Raw genomic sequence first — 15,994 nt, 5'->3', positions numbered from 1 at the left:
TAACGAACATATGTTCAGATTGTCAAGCTTTTTTTATATTAAATGCGAAAGCAATAGCAATAAAAGCCATGACAGTTGCAATTTCATATGTTGCATCAAGCCCTATAACATCCCCAAAAAATCCCATCAGTAAAACTACTATAGAGCTAATACTAAAATTAATACTCATATAGACACTGTTGATAAAAGTCGGCATTTTTGTATCTAACTCATGGATCACTGAAAGCATAATGGGTCCATTTGCAAACATAAAAATTCCAAGTAGTGCCAAAAGTGGAAAAACTGTATAAACAGTATCTGCAAATAAAAATGCACTCATAGTTAATGCGGCTCCACTCGACATAAAAACTAAGGTTCTTTGCCTGCCAAATTTATCTGAGAGATTACCTGAAAGAAAAGTTCCAACAACCCCAAAAAATTGTAAAACTGATAATGCAGCACTTGCATACCACAATGAAAATCCGTGTCCGGTGAGATAGACGGCAAGGTAGAGTGTGACTGCCATCTTCATAGCTGATTGAAAAAACATAAATCCACTCATCACACCCAAAAGAGGAATGAACTTTTTAAGCTCACGCCAGCTGTCGCCCTTTTCTCTCTTTTTTGTAAAGCTTGTTTGCGTAAATTGAAAATCTTTGAGTTTATAGTACAAAATGATTGATGCTACAAAACCAAAAGGCATCAGTCGCCATGTTCCCTCTAGCCCCCACAAAGAGATACCACCCGTGATAAGCAAAGGTCCCAGCGTTCTAGCTAGCTCTCCACCAACCATATAAAAACTCATACCACGACCAAGTTTATCACCTGCTGATGCTTTTATCATTCCCGGAGAGGGTATATGAAAGAGCGTTGAACTAATGCCAGCCAAAACAAGAAGAAAAATTAAAATGACATAATTATCTGCTACACCTAACAAAGACATACTAAAAGCACTCAAAGAGGGAGACAATATCACAAAATACCGAGCATCTCTTCTCTCTGCCAAAAGTCCAAAATAAGGGTTAAGTAATGAAGGAAGCTTACGTGCAATATCTAAAAATGCACTCATCACAAGTGATAAACCAAGCTTTTCAATAAGCAAAGGCAAAATGGGTGCTAAAAACGCGGAGTAAGTATCTTGCACTAAATGTGCAAGAGAAACTGTTACTATTAAATTCTTTTTCATCTGCGAATTATAGCGGGCATATGTTCATAAGTCAAATATATAAAAATTATAAATATTCTTAATTTAATAAATAAAATTTATCTCTGTACAATCCACTCACTCAATACTTTTATATCTTGATCACTTATCTTTTTAGCAAAAGCAGGCATTACTGCACCGCGTGAAGTTTTATATTTATTAGAAGAACCATTTTTTATACTTTGCTCAATAGTGGTCATTTTACCATCGTACCGTTTGGCAATTGTATGAAAAGACGGACCGACTAAATCTTTGTTTATCTTATGACAACTCAAACATCCGTTTTGCAAAGCAAGTCGTTTTCCTTTTGGCATTTTTGCAAGTCTGTTTTCTAGCATTTGTGCTTGAGTGAGATTTTGTAAGGTGTAGTGTGAAAACATATACTCAGCTATAGCTTGAAGCTCATCTTGCGTTACTTTACCTTTTTGTGAAGGCATAACACCGTACTCTTTAAGGCTTTGTTTATCACAAAAAGATTTTGAAGCACTTGGATTTACTACATAATCCTTGACAAATTCTATCGCCTTTGGAATCTTATCACTCTCACTACTCGCATGAATAAAATCTTTTATATGAAAAGCAACAGCCATCATAGGCGGTGCTTTTTCATCGGCAAAAGTCTTCGGTGGTAAGTCAGTATTGTGACACTGAGAACATTTTTGTTCTAAAAGCTTTTTACCATCAAGATTTGAATGATGTTCCTGCTGCGCACAACCACTAAAAACTACGAGAGTCGCAAGAAAAAGAGATTTATACATCATTTATTGTAATGGTGCATTTTTTGGATTATCCGCTGTAGCTAAACCAATAAGCCCACCTTTTAATACATGAACATTTTTAAACCCAAGCTCTTTTAACCCAACCATAGCCATGGTTGCTCTTGTTCCTGAGTGACATACTAAAACTATTGGTTTTTTAAGTGGAAGTTTTTCTAAATTTTGTTTTAAAAAGAGTTTGCTCAGAGGAATATGAAGTGCATTTTTTGCACTCAAAGCAACAACAGAAGCCTCACCATCAGTACGGACATCAAGAATGGTAAAATCTTTTCCATCTTTATACATTTTCATCACAGCATCACCTTTTATAAAGGTTTTTGAGTGTGCCAATGCCTTGTGCGTTGCATGAGAATAGAACTTATTAAGTTCATTTGCTTTAGTTGTATCAAATGCCATTACAGCTGTAGTTAAACCTAACCCTAAAAGAGCTATCAATATCTTGTTCATAAAATATCCTTATAATTTTTATAAGTATTATATAACTTATTTGTTAATAGGCTCACTTTTGAGTTGCAAACTTAATAATAATCCAACAAATAAACATCATCTGCAAAAAAGGCTATGCTAAACGCAGTAATCATAAACATAAAACTCAAAGAGAGCATCTGTTTATAATTACTAATTTTTCTCCATAAGAGAGAACTCCCGACAATACTTCCAAGCATTTTTATACATTGTGTCTTTTATCTTTGTTTATCTCACGCAAAGCGCGTAGGCAGCACCGCATACTTCAAGAGCATGAACATGACCATTTGAATAGACTGCAAGAGCATTATCTTCTGGAGCTTTTGGATCAACACTAGAGGTCCAATAACTCCCAAGACGTATTTTTTTCAATGTGCCATTTTCAATGGATTTTTGAATTTCTTGGGGTCTTGGTAGTCGCCAATCACTATATCCATATTTATAAGAATTATCACAAAATGACTTCCCAAATCTCCAAGGATAAGTCTGGTCAGGGTTTGTTTGTTCTGTGCAGACACCCCACATAAGATGTTGCTGTGCATCAACAAGCGGTTCATTATCTTTTGCATTGAGTACAATTACACTTATTAGTAACAGTAGTATATATTTCATAATTACTCCAAACTATTCAATTTTTTTGTCGCTTTTTGTATCTCTTGTCTAAAAAGCGCTTTTGTTTTATAGCCATATGATTTTACTAAAATATTTTGTGTTTTAGGATCTATAAAATAGACCATGGGAAAAAACCTACTCTCATACTTTTGTGGCATGTTAGCATAACGATCTACAAGTACTTTTACAACTCCCTGCAACTCTTGTTTTATACCCTCATCACTCAAAGTTGTGCGTTTAAATTTTTTACACCAATGACAGCCATCTTCCACCACTACAAGCATCATAAGTTTATGCTCTTTTTTTGCTGTTTGTACTCCCTGCTTATAGGATTCTAAGTAGTGTAACTCTGTGGCCAGATCATGTGCTTCATTTGCAAAGAGAAAACTTCCTGCAAATAAACATAAAAATATAACTATTTTTTTCATCACTCTTCCTATTTGAAACTCATTAATGCATAACCATCATTTTGATAAGCAATTGTATCAAGAAAACTATTTGATGAAATTTTAATAAATGGCAATACCTCGGATTGTTCTATTGCATTGCTAGCTAAAGACATAGCACATACTGTTATAGAAATATTTTTTCGTTTTGAGAGCGCTTTTAGATACTTTTGTGACTGCTGTACCTCTGTGACTTCTTCGTCAGGAACAATCATATCGAAGTCTTTAGAAACCATAGCCACACATGAACCATGTAATGTTAATGCCGCTTTTACAGTATCGCCTTTTTTCTCAATCATATCCATCGTTTTTCCTATTAACCACATACGACTTTTAACATAGTGAGCATCGCTAGAACTACAATCAAACACTACCTTATATTCTCTAGCCTGCAAGTTTAGAAAAATCATCAAGGTCAATATTATTATTTTCATCTATTTTACTCTCCAAAAAAAATTTACTCACCAAGTCCAAATACATTTGAGAGTGTGTTGATGTAGTTAAAGTACCCCACAATTGCTACAGCTTCAAGTATCTCTTTATCGCTCCAGCCCATTGCTTTAAGAGCATCAATCTCTTCTTTGAGGATTTTATAGTTATCTTTTTGTGCTGCTTTTATACAAAATTTTAAAAGTGCTTTTTCTTTTGCATCTACGGCCATTGTATCTATACCTTGTAAAATCTGCTCAATCTTTTCTTCACTTAAACCCAACATTTTTGCGATATTTTTATGGACATCCACACACATTTTACAGCCATTCTCTTTTGAAACAAGCAAGGCTATTGCCTCTTTTATATCATAAGAGAGCAAAGTCTCATCCAAAAGATATTTTTGAATCATTCCATCTGTTGCAAAATAAATCTTCTCATCAAGCGCTAAAAGTTTAAATATCTCTCCTAGTGAGCCTGTCTTTTCTAAAATCGGTCTCGCCTTATCCTGGACAGCAGGTGTCATCTCTTCAAATTCAGGTAGTGTAATATGTGCCATTGTTATTCCTTTTCTTTAAAATCTGCAGGGTCTCTAAACTCTATGGTTGGAAGAAAATACGCAGTAATTAGCAGTATTGTACTAAAAATAAGTACAACAAGTAAACTATGATCTATAAAATAATCAAATACTTGAGGGGTTCCAAGATCTGGGCCCATCCAGACCTTCATCAGGGGATATAAATAAGTAAAAATAGCACCTCCAACCATACCGCCTAAAACACCAACAAAAGTATCAACTCTTCCCTCAGAAACAGAAACAAAAAAAGCAGACGGACATTTTCCAAGTATCACTAAGCCAATACCAAAAAGAAAAGCGCCCAAAACTAATCCTGTCAATAAAATAGGTTTCACGGCAAATGTAGCATAACCAAAATGAACTAGAAAATAAAATCCGACACTTGATAGTGCTACAGTAGTCATCGCCATACGAGGTACTAAAGTATCTTCAAATATCATAAAACCAGCCATCTTCTCAAATTTATCCAAACGAGAATAGGCAATAATCGCCCCAAAAAAGAACCCTATCACTAAAACTACAAAAACAGATCCGTGCCCTTCATTTGCCACTATATGAAACATATTAACGATTCTATCCATCATTTTTTGCACTCCTTTGCTTTATAAAAAAACCTTCCCATCACTACACCTGTACCAAGTGCTACAATAGCGAAAATAATACCACTTACAGCCAACTGACTTCCACCCGAGAGAATATGCCCTGCATTACAACCTCCAGCAAGTCTTGCCCCAAAAACAAGTAAAAATCCAGCGATAAAGCTCCATAACATTCGTGATTTTACAGAACTGTTTTTTCTTTTTTTCCAAAGTGTGGGAATAAAACTGATATGAAAACTTTTTGTAAGAAAGATAGATGTAAACAAACCACCAAACAATACACCTATTAGCATTACACCTTCCCATGCGCCAGATTGCTCTATCTGTGCTGTATATTCATAATGCTCTGCATCCAATCCAAAGAGTATTGTAGAGAGATACGCCATCCCCGTTGAAGCACCTATGGGACGATTTGCCCCAAAACCTGAAAAGCTGAAGTAAAAAAGCAAACTCATTGCAATTCCACCTATCCACCATGGTATTTGTCTTGGCATTCAAAATCCTTTATATAAAGTGTAAAGTGATACTTTACGTTTTGAATTATATGCTATAATACTTAAGAAAAAATTATATAGGGAATATATTTGGAATATAAAATATCAGAAGTAGTTGCTAAAACAGGTATACCAAAATCTACTATACTTTATTACATCAAAGAAGGTCTCTTACCTCAAGCCAAAAAATTAAAAAGTAATGTACATAGCTATAATGATGAGCATATAGAACTTCTCAAGTATATTCGATATATGAAAGACGAACTAGGCAGTACAAATGAGCAGATAAAATTTAGCCTTACAAATAAAAACAATTCCTTTTCGAGTTCATATACTATGCTGACACCCCTCATGCAAACTCTCAGTGGCATTGCCCCTGATGCAAAATACTTTTCAAAAGAAGAGTTTATTGAACATTATGATATTGACAAAGAACTTTTAGCCAAATTATTGCGTGAGGGAATCATTATGCCTTTACAAGATAAATATACACAAAAAGAAGCCTCTATTATCCATCTTGTTGAAATGTTTTTAGAAGAACATACTGAGTATACAATACTCAAAGAGTACCTAGAACACGCAAAAAAACTAGCCGAACTAGAATACAAAATGCAAATTACTTTATGTAGTTTGAAAAAAGAAGATAATTTTTCACGACTATGGAAAATTATGTTTGAAACACTTTTCACTGCAAAAGATTATATTTTTAAACGCTCAACTTACACAATTTTCCATAAAGCATTAAAAGATGAGATGAAATTATAATACTTTTGGTTTAGCATTTCTGAGATAAAAAAGTGTCGCTTTGATAATGTCGTCATCATCTCTTGAGTCTGATTTTATTGTCTCTTTTGATTCATTAAAATAGGTAAAAGTGATGTTTTGACCATAATTTCCTATGGATTTTATCTTTTTATCTACACTTAGGAGTTTGATAACCATCAGCTCAAAGAATTGTTTTGTCGGCTCATCAAGCTCACCAAAACGGTCTATCAGCTCTTCTTCTATCTCATAAATCTCAACAGCATTTTCAGCTTGAGAAAGGCGACGGTAGATATCTAAACGCAGTCTATCTTCTTTCACTACTTCATCAGAGATGTATGCAGAGATAGTCAGCTTGATGTCAACTTTTGCCCGCTGCGTTTGAACTGTGTTACTCAACTCTTTTATGGCATCTTCTAACATTCTAAGATAGAGCGAATAGCCAATGTTTTTGATATGTCCACTTTGTGCATCACCAACCAAGTTTCCACCACCACGTATTTCAAGGTCATGATGCGCAAGAACTGAGCCTGAACCCAAAAATGAGTTTGATTCAAGTGCTAAAAGACGTTTTTTTGCTTCATCTGTCAAGTTCTCTTTATTTTGTACAATAAAGTAAGCAAAACCTTCACTATGTCCACGACCAACACGACCACGAAGCTGATGCAAATCAGCAATACCAAACCTATCTGCCCCATCAACTAAGATAGTATTAACACGTGGCATATGAATACCACTCTCAATGATAGACGTCGCTAACATCAAGTCATACTCACCAGCTTCAAATTTTAGTAGCTCTTTTTCTGTCTCAACAGCTGAGATTTTAGAATGAAGCATCAAAATTCTCAGTTCTGGTAAGAGTGCTTTGAGTTCACCCATTTTTATAGGCATATGATCGATAGAATTATGCACATAAAAAACCTGTCCCCCACGACGAAGCTCTCGTAGGATGACCTCTTTTATAAGTTTTTCATCATACTCTTTTACAAAAGTTCTCACACCTTGACGCTCACTTGGTGGGGTTAAGAGCTGACTCATAGTCTTGATGGAACTAAGCGCTTGATTGAGTGAGCGGGGGATAGGTGTCGCACTCATTGAGAGCAGATGCACATTATGATACAACTCTTTTATCTTCTCTTTTTGTTTTACACCAAATTTATGTTCTTCGTCAATGATAACCACACCAAGGTTTTTAAACTCAAGTCCAAATAAAGTATGTGTTCCCACAACACAATCAATCTCTCCACTCGCCAAGCCTTTTATGATGGCATTTTTATCTTTTGTACTGACAAATCTATCGAGCTTAGCATAACGAATCCCCATACCAGAAAAACGCTCATCCAAAGAGCGCCAGTGTTGTGCAGAAAGCAAGGTAGTAGGAACGATAAAAGCAGACTGATACCCCGATTTGTATGCCGCATATATAGTGTTGAGTGCTATTTCTGTTTTTCCAAAACCAACATCACCACTGAGGAGTCTATCCATAATATGACCTGAACTTATTTGAGCTAGTATTTCATCCACTGACTGCGTTTGATCATCTGTATATTCAAATCCTGCAAGTGCTTGAAACTCTTTGAGCTCTTTTTTTGTAAGTGAAATTTTTGGTGCTTTTATTAGCGCTCGTGCGGCTGCAGTATTGACAATCTGACTAGCAATTTCAAGTAACCTTTTACGTACTTTTGCTTTTAACTTACCAAAACTCCCTTTACCAAGTCTATCTAGAACAGGGGTAGAACCACCTCCTGCGATATAGCGGTCGATATAGTCAAGATTTTCCACTGGAAGTAAAATCTTATCTTCGCCTACGTATTTGATAACGATAAAGTCTTTGACACCGCCAAGAATTTCAGTCTGTTCAATCTCTTCAAAGATACCCACACCATAATCTTCATGCACAACATAATCCCCAGCTTTGAGGTCATCAAGGAGTATTGAGCTTTTTCTTCGTCTTCTTTTTTTATCAGGTTTATTGAGTGAAATAACAATTGCATCAGGTGTCAAAATATTTAAAATATAAGGAGCTTCTACAACAGTTATATTTGTAGTGTCATAAATCCCTGCTTGTTTGATGGTTGCTTTATTCGCTGCTATGAGGGTTATTTTTTTATCCCGATGCACTTTTAGGAGCTGCTCTACATTAGCAACGACAAGCTCTTTGACTTCATCATTCTCTTCAAGTATTTCAAGTTCAAAGGCATCTCTTGAAATTTGTGGATTGTTGATTCCATATGCATCTTTGAGTGTAGCTTCTAAATTACGTACAAGCTTGACAGTTTTGTTTGCCATAAAGTTCTCAGCAAGCTCGTCCAGATGCCAAAAACCTAAAGAAGCTACGTCCCGGTTGAGTGCATCAAATTCACTGCGCTGTACCTTTTCATTGAGTTTATTAAACGATGCTTCATTAAGGGAGAAAAAGGCACTATATATCTCTACCTCTTCAAGGTCCACGCCAAGCGTTCGCTGCGTTTCAAGTTCAAAAGCTTTTATCTGCTCTATCTCATTGTCAAAAAGTGAAATACGAACAGGATTTTTAGATGAAGGGACAAAAATATCTATAATGTCGCCCCGATGGGAGATCTCCCCCTCAACTTGCACCATATCTACAAAGGTATAACCCCAAAACAACATTTGTTCTTTAAACGCAGTAAGTTCAATTTCACTGCCAAATTCCAAAGTAGTTGATCCTAAAATTTCCTCTTTTGGCAAATCAAAAAGCAAGGTTTTTAGAGGAGAGATAACCAAGGGCTTTTTCTTCATTGCGTAGTATTTACGTAGTGCAAAAAAGAGTTCATGCAGCTCTTCTTTATAAGAGCGTAAATCATCTCCATATGTTGGACGAAAATCTGGAAAAACTATCACATCTTTATTGAAAAACTTTGCAATGGCTTCAAGTTCATGTGCTTCTTTAGCATCTTCACAGAGTAAGAGTTCTAAGTCGTCCTTTTTTTCATGTTTTTTAAAATAGTTGTATAAAATTGCTTGTGACATAGTTAATCTTTATTTATTTGAATTTGTGTTGAGTTTTTCTTCTAGTTTTGAGAGCGACTGCGTTTGCGATATTGGTACTATTTTAATATAACTCATAGCTTGTATAATGGCCAACCAAGGCACTTTTTTTTCTTTCTCAAAAAGTTGATAAAAATTCTTTGGTGTCCATTTAATAAACCAAAAAGGATTCAGTGGTCTTTGGATAAAACGAATCTCATAATGCAAATGCGGTCCACTACTTATGCCTGAGTTTCCTGTATACGCGATCAAATCACCTTTTTTTACAAATTGTCCTGATTTGACTACAACTTTTTTGAGATGTCCAAAATAGCTTTTAAATCCAAAAGCATGCACCAAAATAACTAAGTTTCCAAATCCACTGCGTTTATGATATCCTGCCCACTCTACCATCCCATCGGCCGTTGCATATACGGGAGTATTGCGCTTTGCTTTCATATCACTACCTTTATGAAACTCTCTCTTATGCAATATTGGATGGGTTCTATAACCAAATTTACTCGTAATGCCATGATATTCTATGGGTGAGCCACTTGGGATAAGCTGCATCAGTGTTGCATGCTGTTCAGAGTTGAGGAGTGTGATATTGACACGATCTTGTAAAGAGTCTGCTTCTAAAGGTTTTAGTCCTATCAACTCTTCTATTTCACTAAGCGAATCAGAAAGTTCATCAAGTTGGGCTTTTTTCTTACGCAGCAAGTTCTGTGTAGTTTGCACTTTTGATTCAAGAGCTTGTTTTTCTTGTTCAATTTTTTTATAGGCTTTTTCTATATTTTCTTTTTTTTTCTGTGTTTCATCAACACTATAATTAAGATAGAGAATTGTTCCTGCAGAGATGACACCTACACTTGCAAGAAACAGTACAAACCAAAAAAAGAACTTTTTTACAAGTTTGTGAATATTAAACTGTTTGACTCCATTTTCATCATGGATTGTTACTGTAAAATGTTTATCCATGCGTATACTTCTTTAAAAAAGCTTCTGCTACGCTAAAGGAACCAAAAACCAAATATTTTTCATCTGCTTCAATTGTATCAAATTGTTTATAAGCTAGTCCAAGTTCTTCTATGGCTTTTTCTATCTTTTTTGCATCTTCTATGCGTTCTTCCTTGACTTCGATAAGTTCTACCTCTGAAATGATTGGAAATAAAATACGCAAAATATCTACATAATTTTTATCTTTATAGCTATTGTAAATAAGTCTATATTTTTTACCTTCTAGGGCTTTAGCTATTGCCTCTGCTGCAAGAGTATTATGTCCTACATCAAGCAAAATATTTTCTGAAAGCTGCGAGAGTCTTCCAAATAATTTTGCATTATCAAAATCTTCTACTTTATACGCAAGTCCGAGTATATGCAGTGCAGCTATAGAGAGTTTTAAATTTTCTTGCAAATAATCGGCAAGATGATTATTTTTTGCAATTAAGGCAGACTTTTTATGGTCCTCTTCATTTAACAACTCTGTATAAGATCTAAGGGTTAAGCCCTTTTCATCTGCTATATTTTGAGCGATTTCATACACCTCTTTGTGTAACTGTCTTCCAAGAAGAATCTTTTGCTTTGCTGCGTTTAGTTTTGTTTGAGCGATAGCTTGAATATTTGAGCCCAAAAAAGCTTCATGGTCAAAGCCTATGGGTGTTACAACTGTGAGTATATTCTCAAACACGGCCGTTGCATCATACTCACCACCAAGTCCAGCTTCTAGCACGACATAATCACACTCTTCATATATAAGCATTGCTAACAAAGTCGTGTATTCAAAATAGCTCAATGCTTCAGCATCCTCTTTACGCAACAAAAGCAAAAGTTTTTCATGCGCTGCGTTTAGTAAATCATCACTAACATTTTTTGCGTTTAGCCAGATGCGTTCATTGAAGTTCATAATATGAGGAGAGGTGTAATGCCCAGTATTAAAACCCTGTGCATAGAAGGCTGAAGCTAAAAATCGTCCTGTTGTCCCTTTGCCATTGGTACCAATGAGATGAATAATCTTAGGGAGTTGCAACTTCTCTTTTATACTTTCATAAATTCTAGGCATACGTGTGCAGTCTATTTCATCATAAAAAAGTGGTTTTGCATTTAAAAATTCTTCTAACAAAATTATCTTCTATACTCCACGCGATTTCTGCCCTCTTGTTTTGCTTTATAGAGGTATTCATCAGCAGAGTTTATCGTCGCTTCTAAAGAGATATGTTTTGCTCTCTCACTCACTCCAGCACTAACCGTCACACTAATGCGTTTACCCTTATACATAAAGCGAGCTTTCTCTACATGTTTTCTCACTTTCTGGGCAAACTGAGCGCCACCCTGCGTATCTGTTTCACTTAATATTGCCAAAAATTCCTCTCCACCAAAACGACCAACTATATCCACCGTTCTACAATCTTGTTTAAGAATCTTTGCAAACGCAGTAAGCACAGCATCTCCAGCTTCATGTCCAAAGGTATCATTGACCTTTTTAAAGAGATCAATATCAAACATCACAACAGAAAAGTTACGATTGTAACGTTTGTACTCCGCCTCTTTTATCTGCATAAATTCATCTAAGGCACGTTTGTTGCAAAGCTTTGTTAAAAAGTCTTCTTTGGACTCTTTTTTAGCAGCTTCAAGCTCTTTTTCAAGCTTGTGAACACGCTTACTCAGTGCTGAAACTTCATCACTGTGTCCTTTGAGGTTTTTACTCAACACTGCTGTATTTTCTTCTAGCGCAACAGCAATAGTAAAAAGCTTTTTATGTGCAACTTTAAAATTCGTTGTGGACATTTCTGTATAAGACTCTAACTCTTTTTTTATGACTTGAATTTCACTGTTTGAGCTATCCGAACTCTCTATCATATCAATAAGACGCAGGGAGAGTTTATCTAAAACGCCATCGATAGACTCAACCATCTCCTTCACGCTCTCTTTATCAAGTGCTATACGCAAAGATATAGTCGATTTTATCTCTCTTTCTATATCATCCCGCTCTAGGAGTGCTGGATTTTTGGAAATTCTTTGACTAATTTCAGCAATTGTCTCATTCACACTTGATGCAATAGAAGGAACAAAAGAAGCAATAAGAAGCTTTGAAATCTTTTGTAAATCTACAGACTCTCCTGTATGCGTACTAGGCACTGCGTTTAGCTTTTCTATACTCTTTTTCAAATCTAGCGTATCAATCTGTCCGTACTTGTCTAATTTTTTTAAAAAAGTGTCATCATAAGTCGTCAAAAAATTCACCCAGTGTTGGCGAATATCATCAAGTTGTTGCGGTTGTGCTCCTATTTCTATAAGGTCGATAGTTTTAAGTGCCAAATCACTTGCTTGCTTATTGTGCAAAAGCGTTATAGATTGCAGCACACGCTTAGCAAGAAGCGTCTGCGATTCTAAAATTTGTGAGCATATAGAAGGGTTCATACGGTTGAGTTTTGCTACTAAAAAACGAATAAACTCTTTTATTGTTCGAATTCGATAATTTTTCAAATCTTTTTGCATTTGTGGATTTAAAAGATTTGTAAAAGTATCTATATGGTTGCAGTCCTCAACTCTCATATTTGCACGCGTTGCTTCTTTACAGAAAGCTTCAGCATAAAAATCAGGAGTTAGGAGTTTCCCTTCTGCTTTTAATCGTTTAATCGTATTGTTGATAATCGTCTGAATAGTCATCACAACCCTCTCTTATTTTTTACTAGAGCCTTCTGCTGAAACCTGTGCTATAAATGATGAAATAGCTTTAGCAGCACCAAATTTAATCGCATCAAAACGCTCTTGATCTGTAAGCACTGCGTTTGGAAGCACAGCAAAGTCATACGTTCCTCGTGCTGTATACTTTTTCTTTACATCTTTAGACTCTCTCGTAATGTAAAGTATAATTGTAGCACGATATCCAACAACAAAACCATCACTATTATACTGAATAGGTGCATAAGGAGGCGTAACAAGTTGAATACTCAAATGCGTATCTGCATACTTTGCTGGGGTTAAAGAAGTATGAAATATCTCAACAAGAGCACTATCAACTGCTTCTTTAATTAGCACAGTATTTTCAGGATCTTGTGCAGAGATGATAACACTTGTACTAATTTTATTCCCTAAAACATTTCTAGCATACTTTGAACTCGGTTTGTAACCACAGGCAGAAAATAGCATCATGCTTAAGGCAAGAATAAAAAACTTTTTCCCTAATGTGACTAAATTCAATGATTAGCCTTTGATAACAAGATTGACAAGTTTTTTAGGAACAACAATCTCTTTTATTATTTCTTTTCCCTCAAGCCATTTTGCTACTTCTTCTTTTGCAGCAGATACAATCGTCTCTTTATCTGCATCTGCAGCAACTTCTATTTCTCCTCTTTTTTTCCCATTGATGGAAACACAAAAAGAGATAGAATCTTCAACAAAAACCTCTTCGATAATTGTTTGAGGAGCAAAGTTTTTAAGATTAAAATATTTTTCGCTTATTTCTGAAGCTATGTGAGGAATGATAGGTTCCATAATTGAACTTAAAATCCAATATCCTTCTGTCCAAACATCACTATTTTTTTGTGCATTAAGTGCATTCATCGCTTCCATAACACCGGCAATCATTGTGTTAAAAGTATATCTTTCATTGTAAACTTCTTCAGAACGTCTCAATGCTTCATAGACTTTCTTACGTGCAAACTTTTCTTCTTTTGAAAGTGAAGCGTGCTCAATAACGGGCTTCACATCAGTTACCACTGCGTTTGAACTTCTATCGAAAAATCTTTTGATAAACTTATGTGCTCCATCAACTGCACTATCATTCCACTCTAGCTCTTGTGTTGGCGGTGCTGCAAAAAGGATGAAAAGTCTTGCTGTATCTGCACCATATTTTTCAATAATGGCATCAGGATCAACCGTATTTCCTTTGGACTTACTCATCTTTGCACCATCTTTAAGCACCATACCCTGAGTAAGTAACTTCTCAAATGGCTCATCAAAATCTAAGTAGCCTAAATCACGAAAAACTTTCGTAAAAAATCTTGCATACAAAAGATGTAAGATGGCATGTTCAATCCCTCCAATATAGTGATCAACACCCATCCAGTACTTTATCTGCTCAGCAGAAAAAGCTTCTTTTTCCCAGTTTTGTGGAGAAGCACAAAAGCGTAAAAAATACCATGAAGACTCTACAAAAGTATCCATAGTATCTGTTTCACGCAGAGCATCACCTCCACACTCAGGACATTTACAATGTTTCCATGTTGGATGATTCTCTAGTGGAGAACCCTCTCCATTAATCTCAACATCATCAGGAAGTGCTATTGGAAGATTTTCTTTTTTCTCCATCACTAAACCACACTGTTCACAATGAACAAAAGGAATAGGCGCACCCCAGTAACGTTGACGTGAAACACCCCAATCTTTGAGTTTGTAATTTGTAGTTTTTTTACCAATATTTTTCTCTTCAAACATTTTAATAATGTTATATTGAGATTTTTTAGAGTTCAGTCCATCAAATTCACCAGAATTAAAAAGCACACCAACTTCGGTATATGCATTAGTAGAGATATCTACATCTGCATCTTTAGGCTTGATGACGGCTTTCATTGGTAGATCATATTTTTTAGCAAAATCGTAGTCTCTATCATCATGAGCAGGAACTGCCATAACAGCACCAGAACCATAATCCATCAAAACAAAATTCGCTATCCAAACTGGAATCGTCTCGCCAGTCAAAGGATGAATAACATTGATACCTAAAGGAAGTCCTGCTTTTTCTTTTTGTCTATCAATTGAAGAAGTGTTTTTCATCTTTATAATCTCTGCAATTACATCTTCACTTAAAAGTTTATGTTCTATCATGTAAGTTACAATAGCATGTTCAGGTGCTAAAGCTGTATAAGTAACTCCATAAATAGTGTCAGGACGTGTTGTAAACACATCAAAACCCTCAAAAGCTGCGTTTAGTTTTTCTCTACTCTCATCATCCAAATACAAATCAAAAGCAAGTCCATTTGATTTGCCTATCCAGTTCTCTTGCATTGTCAAAACTTGCTTTGGCCATCCATCTTCAAGCTGTTTTAAATCATCTAACAATTCATCCGCATACTTGGTGATTTTAAAATAGTATTGATTCATATCTTTTTTAACTATTGGCGTATCACAACGCCAACAACAGCCATCAATCACCTGTTCATTTGCCAGTACTGTTTGATCATGAGGACACCAGTTGAGCATCCCTTTTTCACGATAAAGCAAACCTTCATTATACATATCTATCATAAAAGCTTGTTCAAACTTCGTATATAACTCATCTGAAGTAGCAAGTTCACGTTTGCGAGAAAAAGAGAAACCTAAAGAATAAAATTCATTTTTCATATACTCTATATTGTCATATGTCCAAGATTTAGGATGCGAACCATTTTTAATTGCTGCATTTTCAGCAGGCATACCAAAACTATCAAAACCTATAGGGTGCAGAACATTTTTCCCTTGCTGTCTGTGATATCTTGCAAAAGCATCTGAGATAGAGTAGTTTCTAACATGTCCCATATGTAAACGCCCACTTGGGAAAGGGAACATTGAAAGAATGTATTTTTTTTCTTTAGTAAAATCTTCACTTGGCTCAAAACTTTCGTTTTCTTTCCAATACGCTTGCCATTTTTTTTCTATTTCTAATGAATTGTATTCCAACAATTT

Annotated in this window: 17 protein-coding genes; 1 reads left to right on the top strand and 16 read right to left on the bottom strand. The window is 35.5% G+C overall.

The features are described 5' to 3' along the window. Positions 1-22: 22 nt before the first annotated feature. The 10 genes from MV052_RS03445 to MV052_RS03400 form a co-directional block, all read right to left on the bottom strand. Entirely contained in the window at positions 23-1,165 is a 1,143-nt protein-coding gene (locus MV052_RS03445; RefSeq protein ID WP_297440998.1) for an MFS transporter, read from the bottom strand. Between the two features lie 77 nt (positions 1,166-1,242). Further along, on the bottom strand, positions 1,243-1,944 hold the full coding sequence (locus MV052_RS03440; protein WP_297440996.1) for a c-type cytochrome: 702 nt from the start codon (positions 1,942-1,944) through the stop codon (positions 1,243-1,245). Next, complete coding sequence (locus MV052_RS03435; RefSeq protein WP_297440994.1) at positions 1,945-2,406, bottom strand: rhodanese-like domain-containing protein; 462 nt, start codon at positions 2,404-2,406, stop codon at positions 1,945-1,947. 71 nt (positions 2,407-2,477) lie between these two features. Then, positions 2,478-2,624: a hypothetical protein gene (locus MV052_RS03430; RefSeq protein ID WP_297440992.1), complete on the bottom strand. Its 147-nt coding sequence runs from the start codon at positions 2,622-2,624 to the stop codon at positions 2,478-2,480. Positions 2,625-2,652: 28 nt separating this feature from the next. Continuing rightward, positions 2,653-3,036, bottom strand: a complete 384-nt coding sequence (locus MV052_RS03425; protein ID WP_297440990.1) for a DUF1566 domain-containing protein — start codon at positions 3,034-3,036, stop codon at positions 2,653-2,655. A 2-nt stretch (positions 3,037-3,038) separates the two neighbouring features. Then, positions 3,039-3,464, bottom strand: a complete 426-nt coding sequence (locus MV052_RS03420; protein WP_297440988.1) for a thioredoxin fold domain-containing protein — start codon at positions 3,462-3,464, stop codon at positions 3,039-3,041. Positions 3,465-3,472: 8 nt separating this feature from the next. Further along, positions 3,473-3,916, bottom strand: coding sequence for a DsrE family protein (locus MV052_RS03415; protein ID WP_297440986.1), 444 nt, complete (start codon positions 3,914-3,916; stop codon positions 3,473-3,475). A 23-nt stretch (positions 3,917-3,939) separates the two neighbouring features. After that, entirely contained in the window at positions 3,940-4,470 is a 531-nt protein-coding gene (locus tag MV052_RS03410) for a carboxymuconolactone decarboxylase family protein (RefSeq protein WP_297440983.1), read from the bottom strand. 2 nt (positions 4,471-4,472) lie between these two features. Next, positions 4,473-5,072, bottom strand: coding sequence for a YeeE/YedE thiosulfate transporter family protein (locus MV052_RS03405; RefSeq protein ID WP_297440981.1), 600 nt, complete (start codon positions 5,070-5,072; stop codon positions 4,473-4,475). Further along, positions 5,069-5,581 carry a YeeE/YedE thiosulfate transporter family protein gene (locus tag MV052_RS03400; protein WP_297440979.1) on the bottom strand — a complete coding sequence of 171 codons (513 nt, stop codon included), beginning with the start codon at positions 5,579-5,581 and terminating at the stop codon, positions 5,069-5,071. Before MV052_RS03400 ends, MV052_RS03405 begins: the two co-directional genes overlap by 4 nt. Before the next feature lie 90 nt (positions 5,582-5,671). Here MV052_RS03400 and MV052_RS03395 point away from each other — a divergent pair, with 90 nt between their 5' ends. Beyond that, complete coding sequence (locus MV052_RS03395; RefSeq protein WP_297440976.1) at positions 5,672-6,346, top strand: MerR family transcriptional regulator; 675 nt, start codon at positions 5,672-5,674, stop codon at positions 6,344-6,346. On the opposite strand, the gene MV052_RS03390 is transcribed toward MV052_RS03395, so the two are convergent. Genes MV052_RS03390 through leuS form a run of 6 tightly spaced genes read right to left on the bottom strand, consistent with a single transcriptional unit; the run spans position 6,341 to position 15,988 of the window. Continuing rightward, a complete protein-coding gene (locus MV052_RS03390; protein ID WP_297440974.1) occupies positions 6,341-9,334 on the bottom strand; it encodes a DEAD/DEAH box helicase in 2,994 nt (997 codons plus the stop codon). The genes MV052_RS03395 and MV052_RS03390 overlap by 6 nt on opposite strands. Before the next feature lie 9 nt (positions 9,335-9,343). Then, complete coding sequence (locus tag MV052_RS03385) at positions 9,344-10,309, bottom strand: M23 family metallopeptidase (RefSeq protein WP_297440972.1); 966 nt, start codon at positions 10,307-10,309, stop codon at positions 9,344-9,346. Beyond that, a complete protein-coding gene (locus MV052_RS03380; protein ID WP_366089041.1) occupies positions 10,302-11,450 on the bottom strand; it encodes a bifunctional folylpolyglutamate synthase/dihydrofolate synthase in 1,149 nt (382 codons plus the stop codon). The genes MV052_RS03385 and MV052_RS03380 overlap by 8 nt, the downstream gene beginning before the upstream one ends. A 2-nt stretch (positions 11,451-11,452) precedes the next feature. Then, on the bottom strand, positions 11,453-12,997 hold the full coding sequence (locus tag MV052_RS03375) for a GGDEF domain-containing protein (RefSeq protein ID WP_297440970.1): 1,545 nt from the start codon (positions 12,995-12,997) through the stop codon (positions 11,453-11,455). A gap of 12 nt (positions 12,998-13,009) precedes the next feature. Next, positions 13,010-13,531 (bottom strand): LPS assembly lipoprotein LptE, encoded by a 522-nt coding sequence (lptE, locus tag MV052_RS03370; protein WP_297440968.1) that lies wholly within the window; start codon positions 13,529-13,531, stop codon positions 13,010-13,012. 3 nt (positions 13,532-13,534) lie between these two features. Continuing rightward, on the bottom strand, positions 13,535-15,988 hold the full coding sequence (leuS, locus tag MV052_RS03365; RefSeq protein ID WP_297440966.1) for a leucine--tRNA ligase: 2,454 nt from the start codon (positions 15,986-15,988) through the stop codon (positions 13,535-13,537). Positions 15,989-15,994: the final 6 nt, after the last annotated feature.

This window comes from Sulfurimonas sp. (assembly GCF_026988655.1).
Taxonomy (GTDB): Bacteria; Campylobacterota; Campylobacteria; order Campylobacterales; family Sulfurimonadaceae; genus Sulfurimonas.
The sequence above is the reverse complement of the archived record's forward strand: the minus strand, read 5'-3'. Positions and strand labels throughout refer to the sequence as shown.

Excerpts from the sequence above, each read along its gene's own strand:
- MV052_RS03430 (WP_297440992.1), bottom strand. The coding sequence starts at position 2,624 with ATGCTTGGAAGTATTGTCGGGAGTTCTCTCTTATGGAGAAAAATTAGT.
- MV052_RS03410 (WP_297440983.1), bottom strand. The coding sequence starts at position 4,470 with ATGGCACATATTACACTACCTGAATTTGAAGAGATGACACCTGCTGTC.
- MV052_RS03425 (WP_297440990.1), bottom strand. The coding sequence starts at position 3,036 with ATGAAATATATACTACTGTTACTAATAAGTGTAATTGTACTCAATGCA.
- MV052_RS03435 (WP_297440994.1), bottom strand. The coding sequence starts at position 2,406 with ATGAACAAGATATTGATAGCTCTTTTAGGGTTAGGTTTAACTACAGCT.
- MV052_RS03440 (WP_297440996.1), bottom strand. The coding sequence starts at position 1,944 with ATGATGTATAAATCTCTTTTTCTTGCGACTCTCGTAGTTTTTAGTGGT.
- MV052_RS03415 (WP_297440986.1), bottom strand. The coding sequence starts at position 3,916 with ATGAAAATAATAATATTGACCTTGATGATTTTTCTAAACTTGCAGGCT.
- MV052_RS03420 (WP_297440988.1), bottom strand. The coding sequence starts at position 3,464 with ATGAAAAAAATAGTTATATTTTTATGTTTATTTGCAGGAAGTTTTCTC.
- MV052_RS03445 (WP_297440998.1), bottom strand. The coding sequence starts at position 1,165 with ATGAAAAAGAATTTAATAGTAACAGTTTCTCTTGCACATTTAGTGCAA.
- MV052_RS03390 (WP_297440974.1), bottom strand. The coding sequence starts at position 9,334 with ATGTCACAAGCAATTTTATACAACTATTTTAAAAAACATGAAAAAAAG.
- MV052_RS03405 (WP_297440981.1), bottom strand. The coding sequence starts at position 5,072 with ATGATGGATAGAATCGTTAATATGTTTCATATAGTGGCAAATGAAGGG.
- MV052_RS03385 (WP_297440972.1), bottom strand. The coding sequence starts at position 10,309 with ATGGATAAACATTTTACAGTAACAATCCATGATGAAAATGGAGTCAAA.
- MV052_RS03375 (WP_297440970.1), bottom strand. The coding sequence starts at position 12,997 with ATGACTATTCAGACGATTATCAACAATACGATTAAACGATTAAAAGCA.
- MV052_RS03400 (WP_297440979.1), bottom strand. The coding sequence starts at position 5,581 with ATGCCAAGACAAATACCATGGTGGATAGGTGGAATTGCAATGAGTTTG.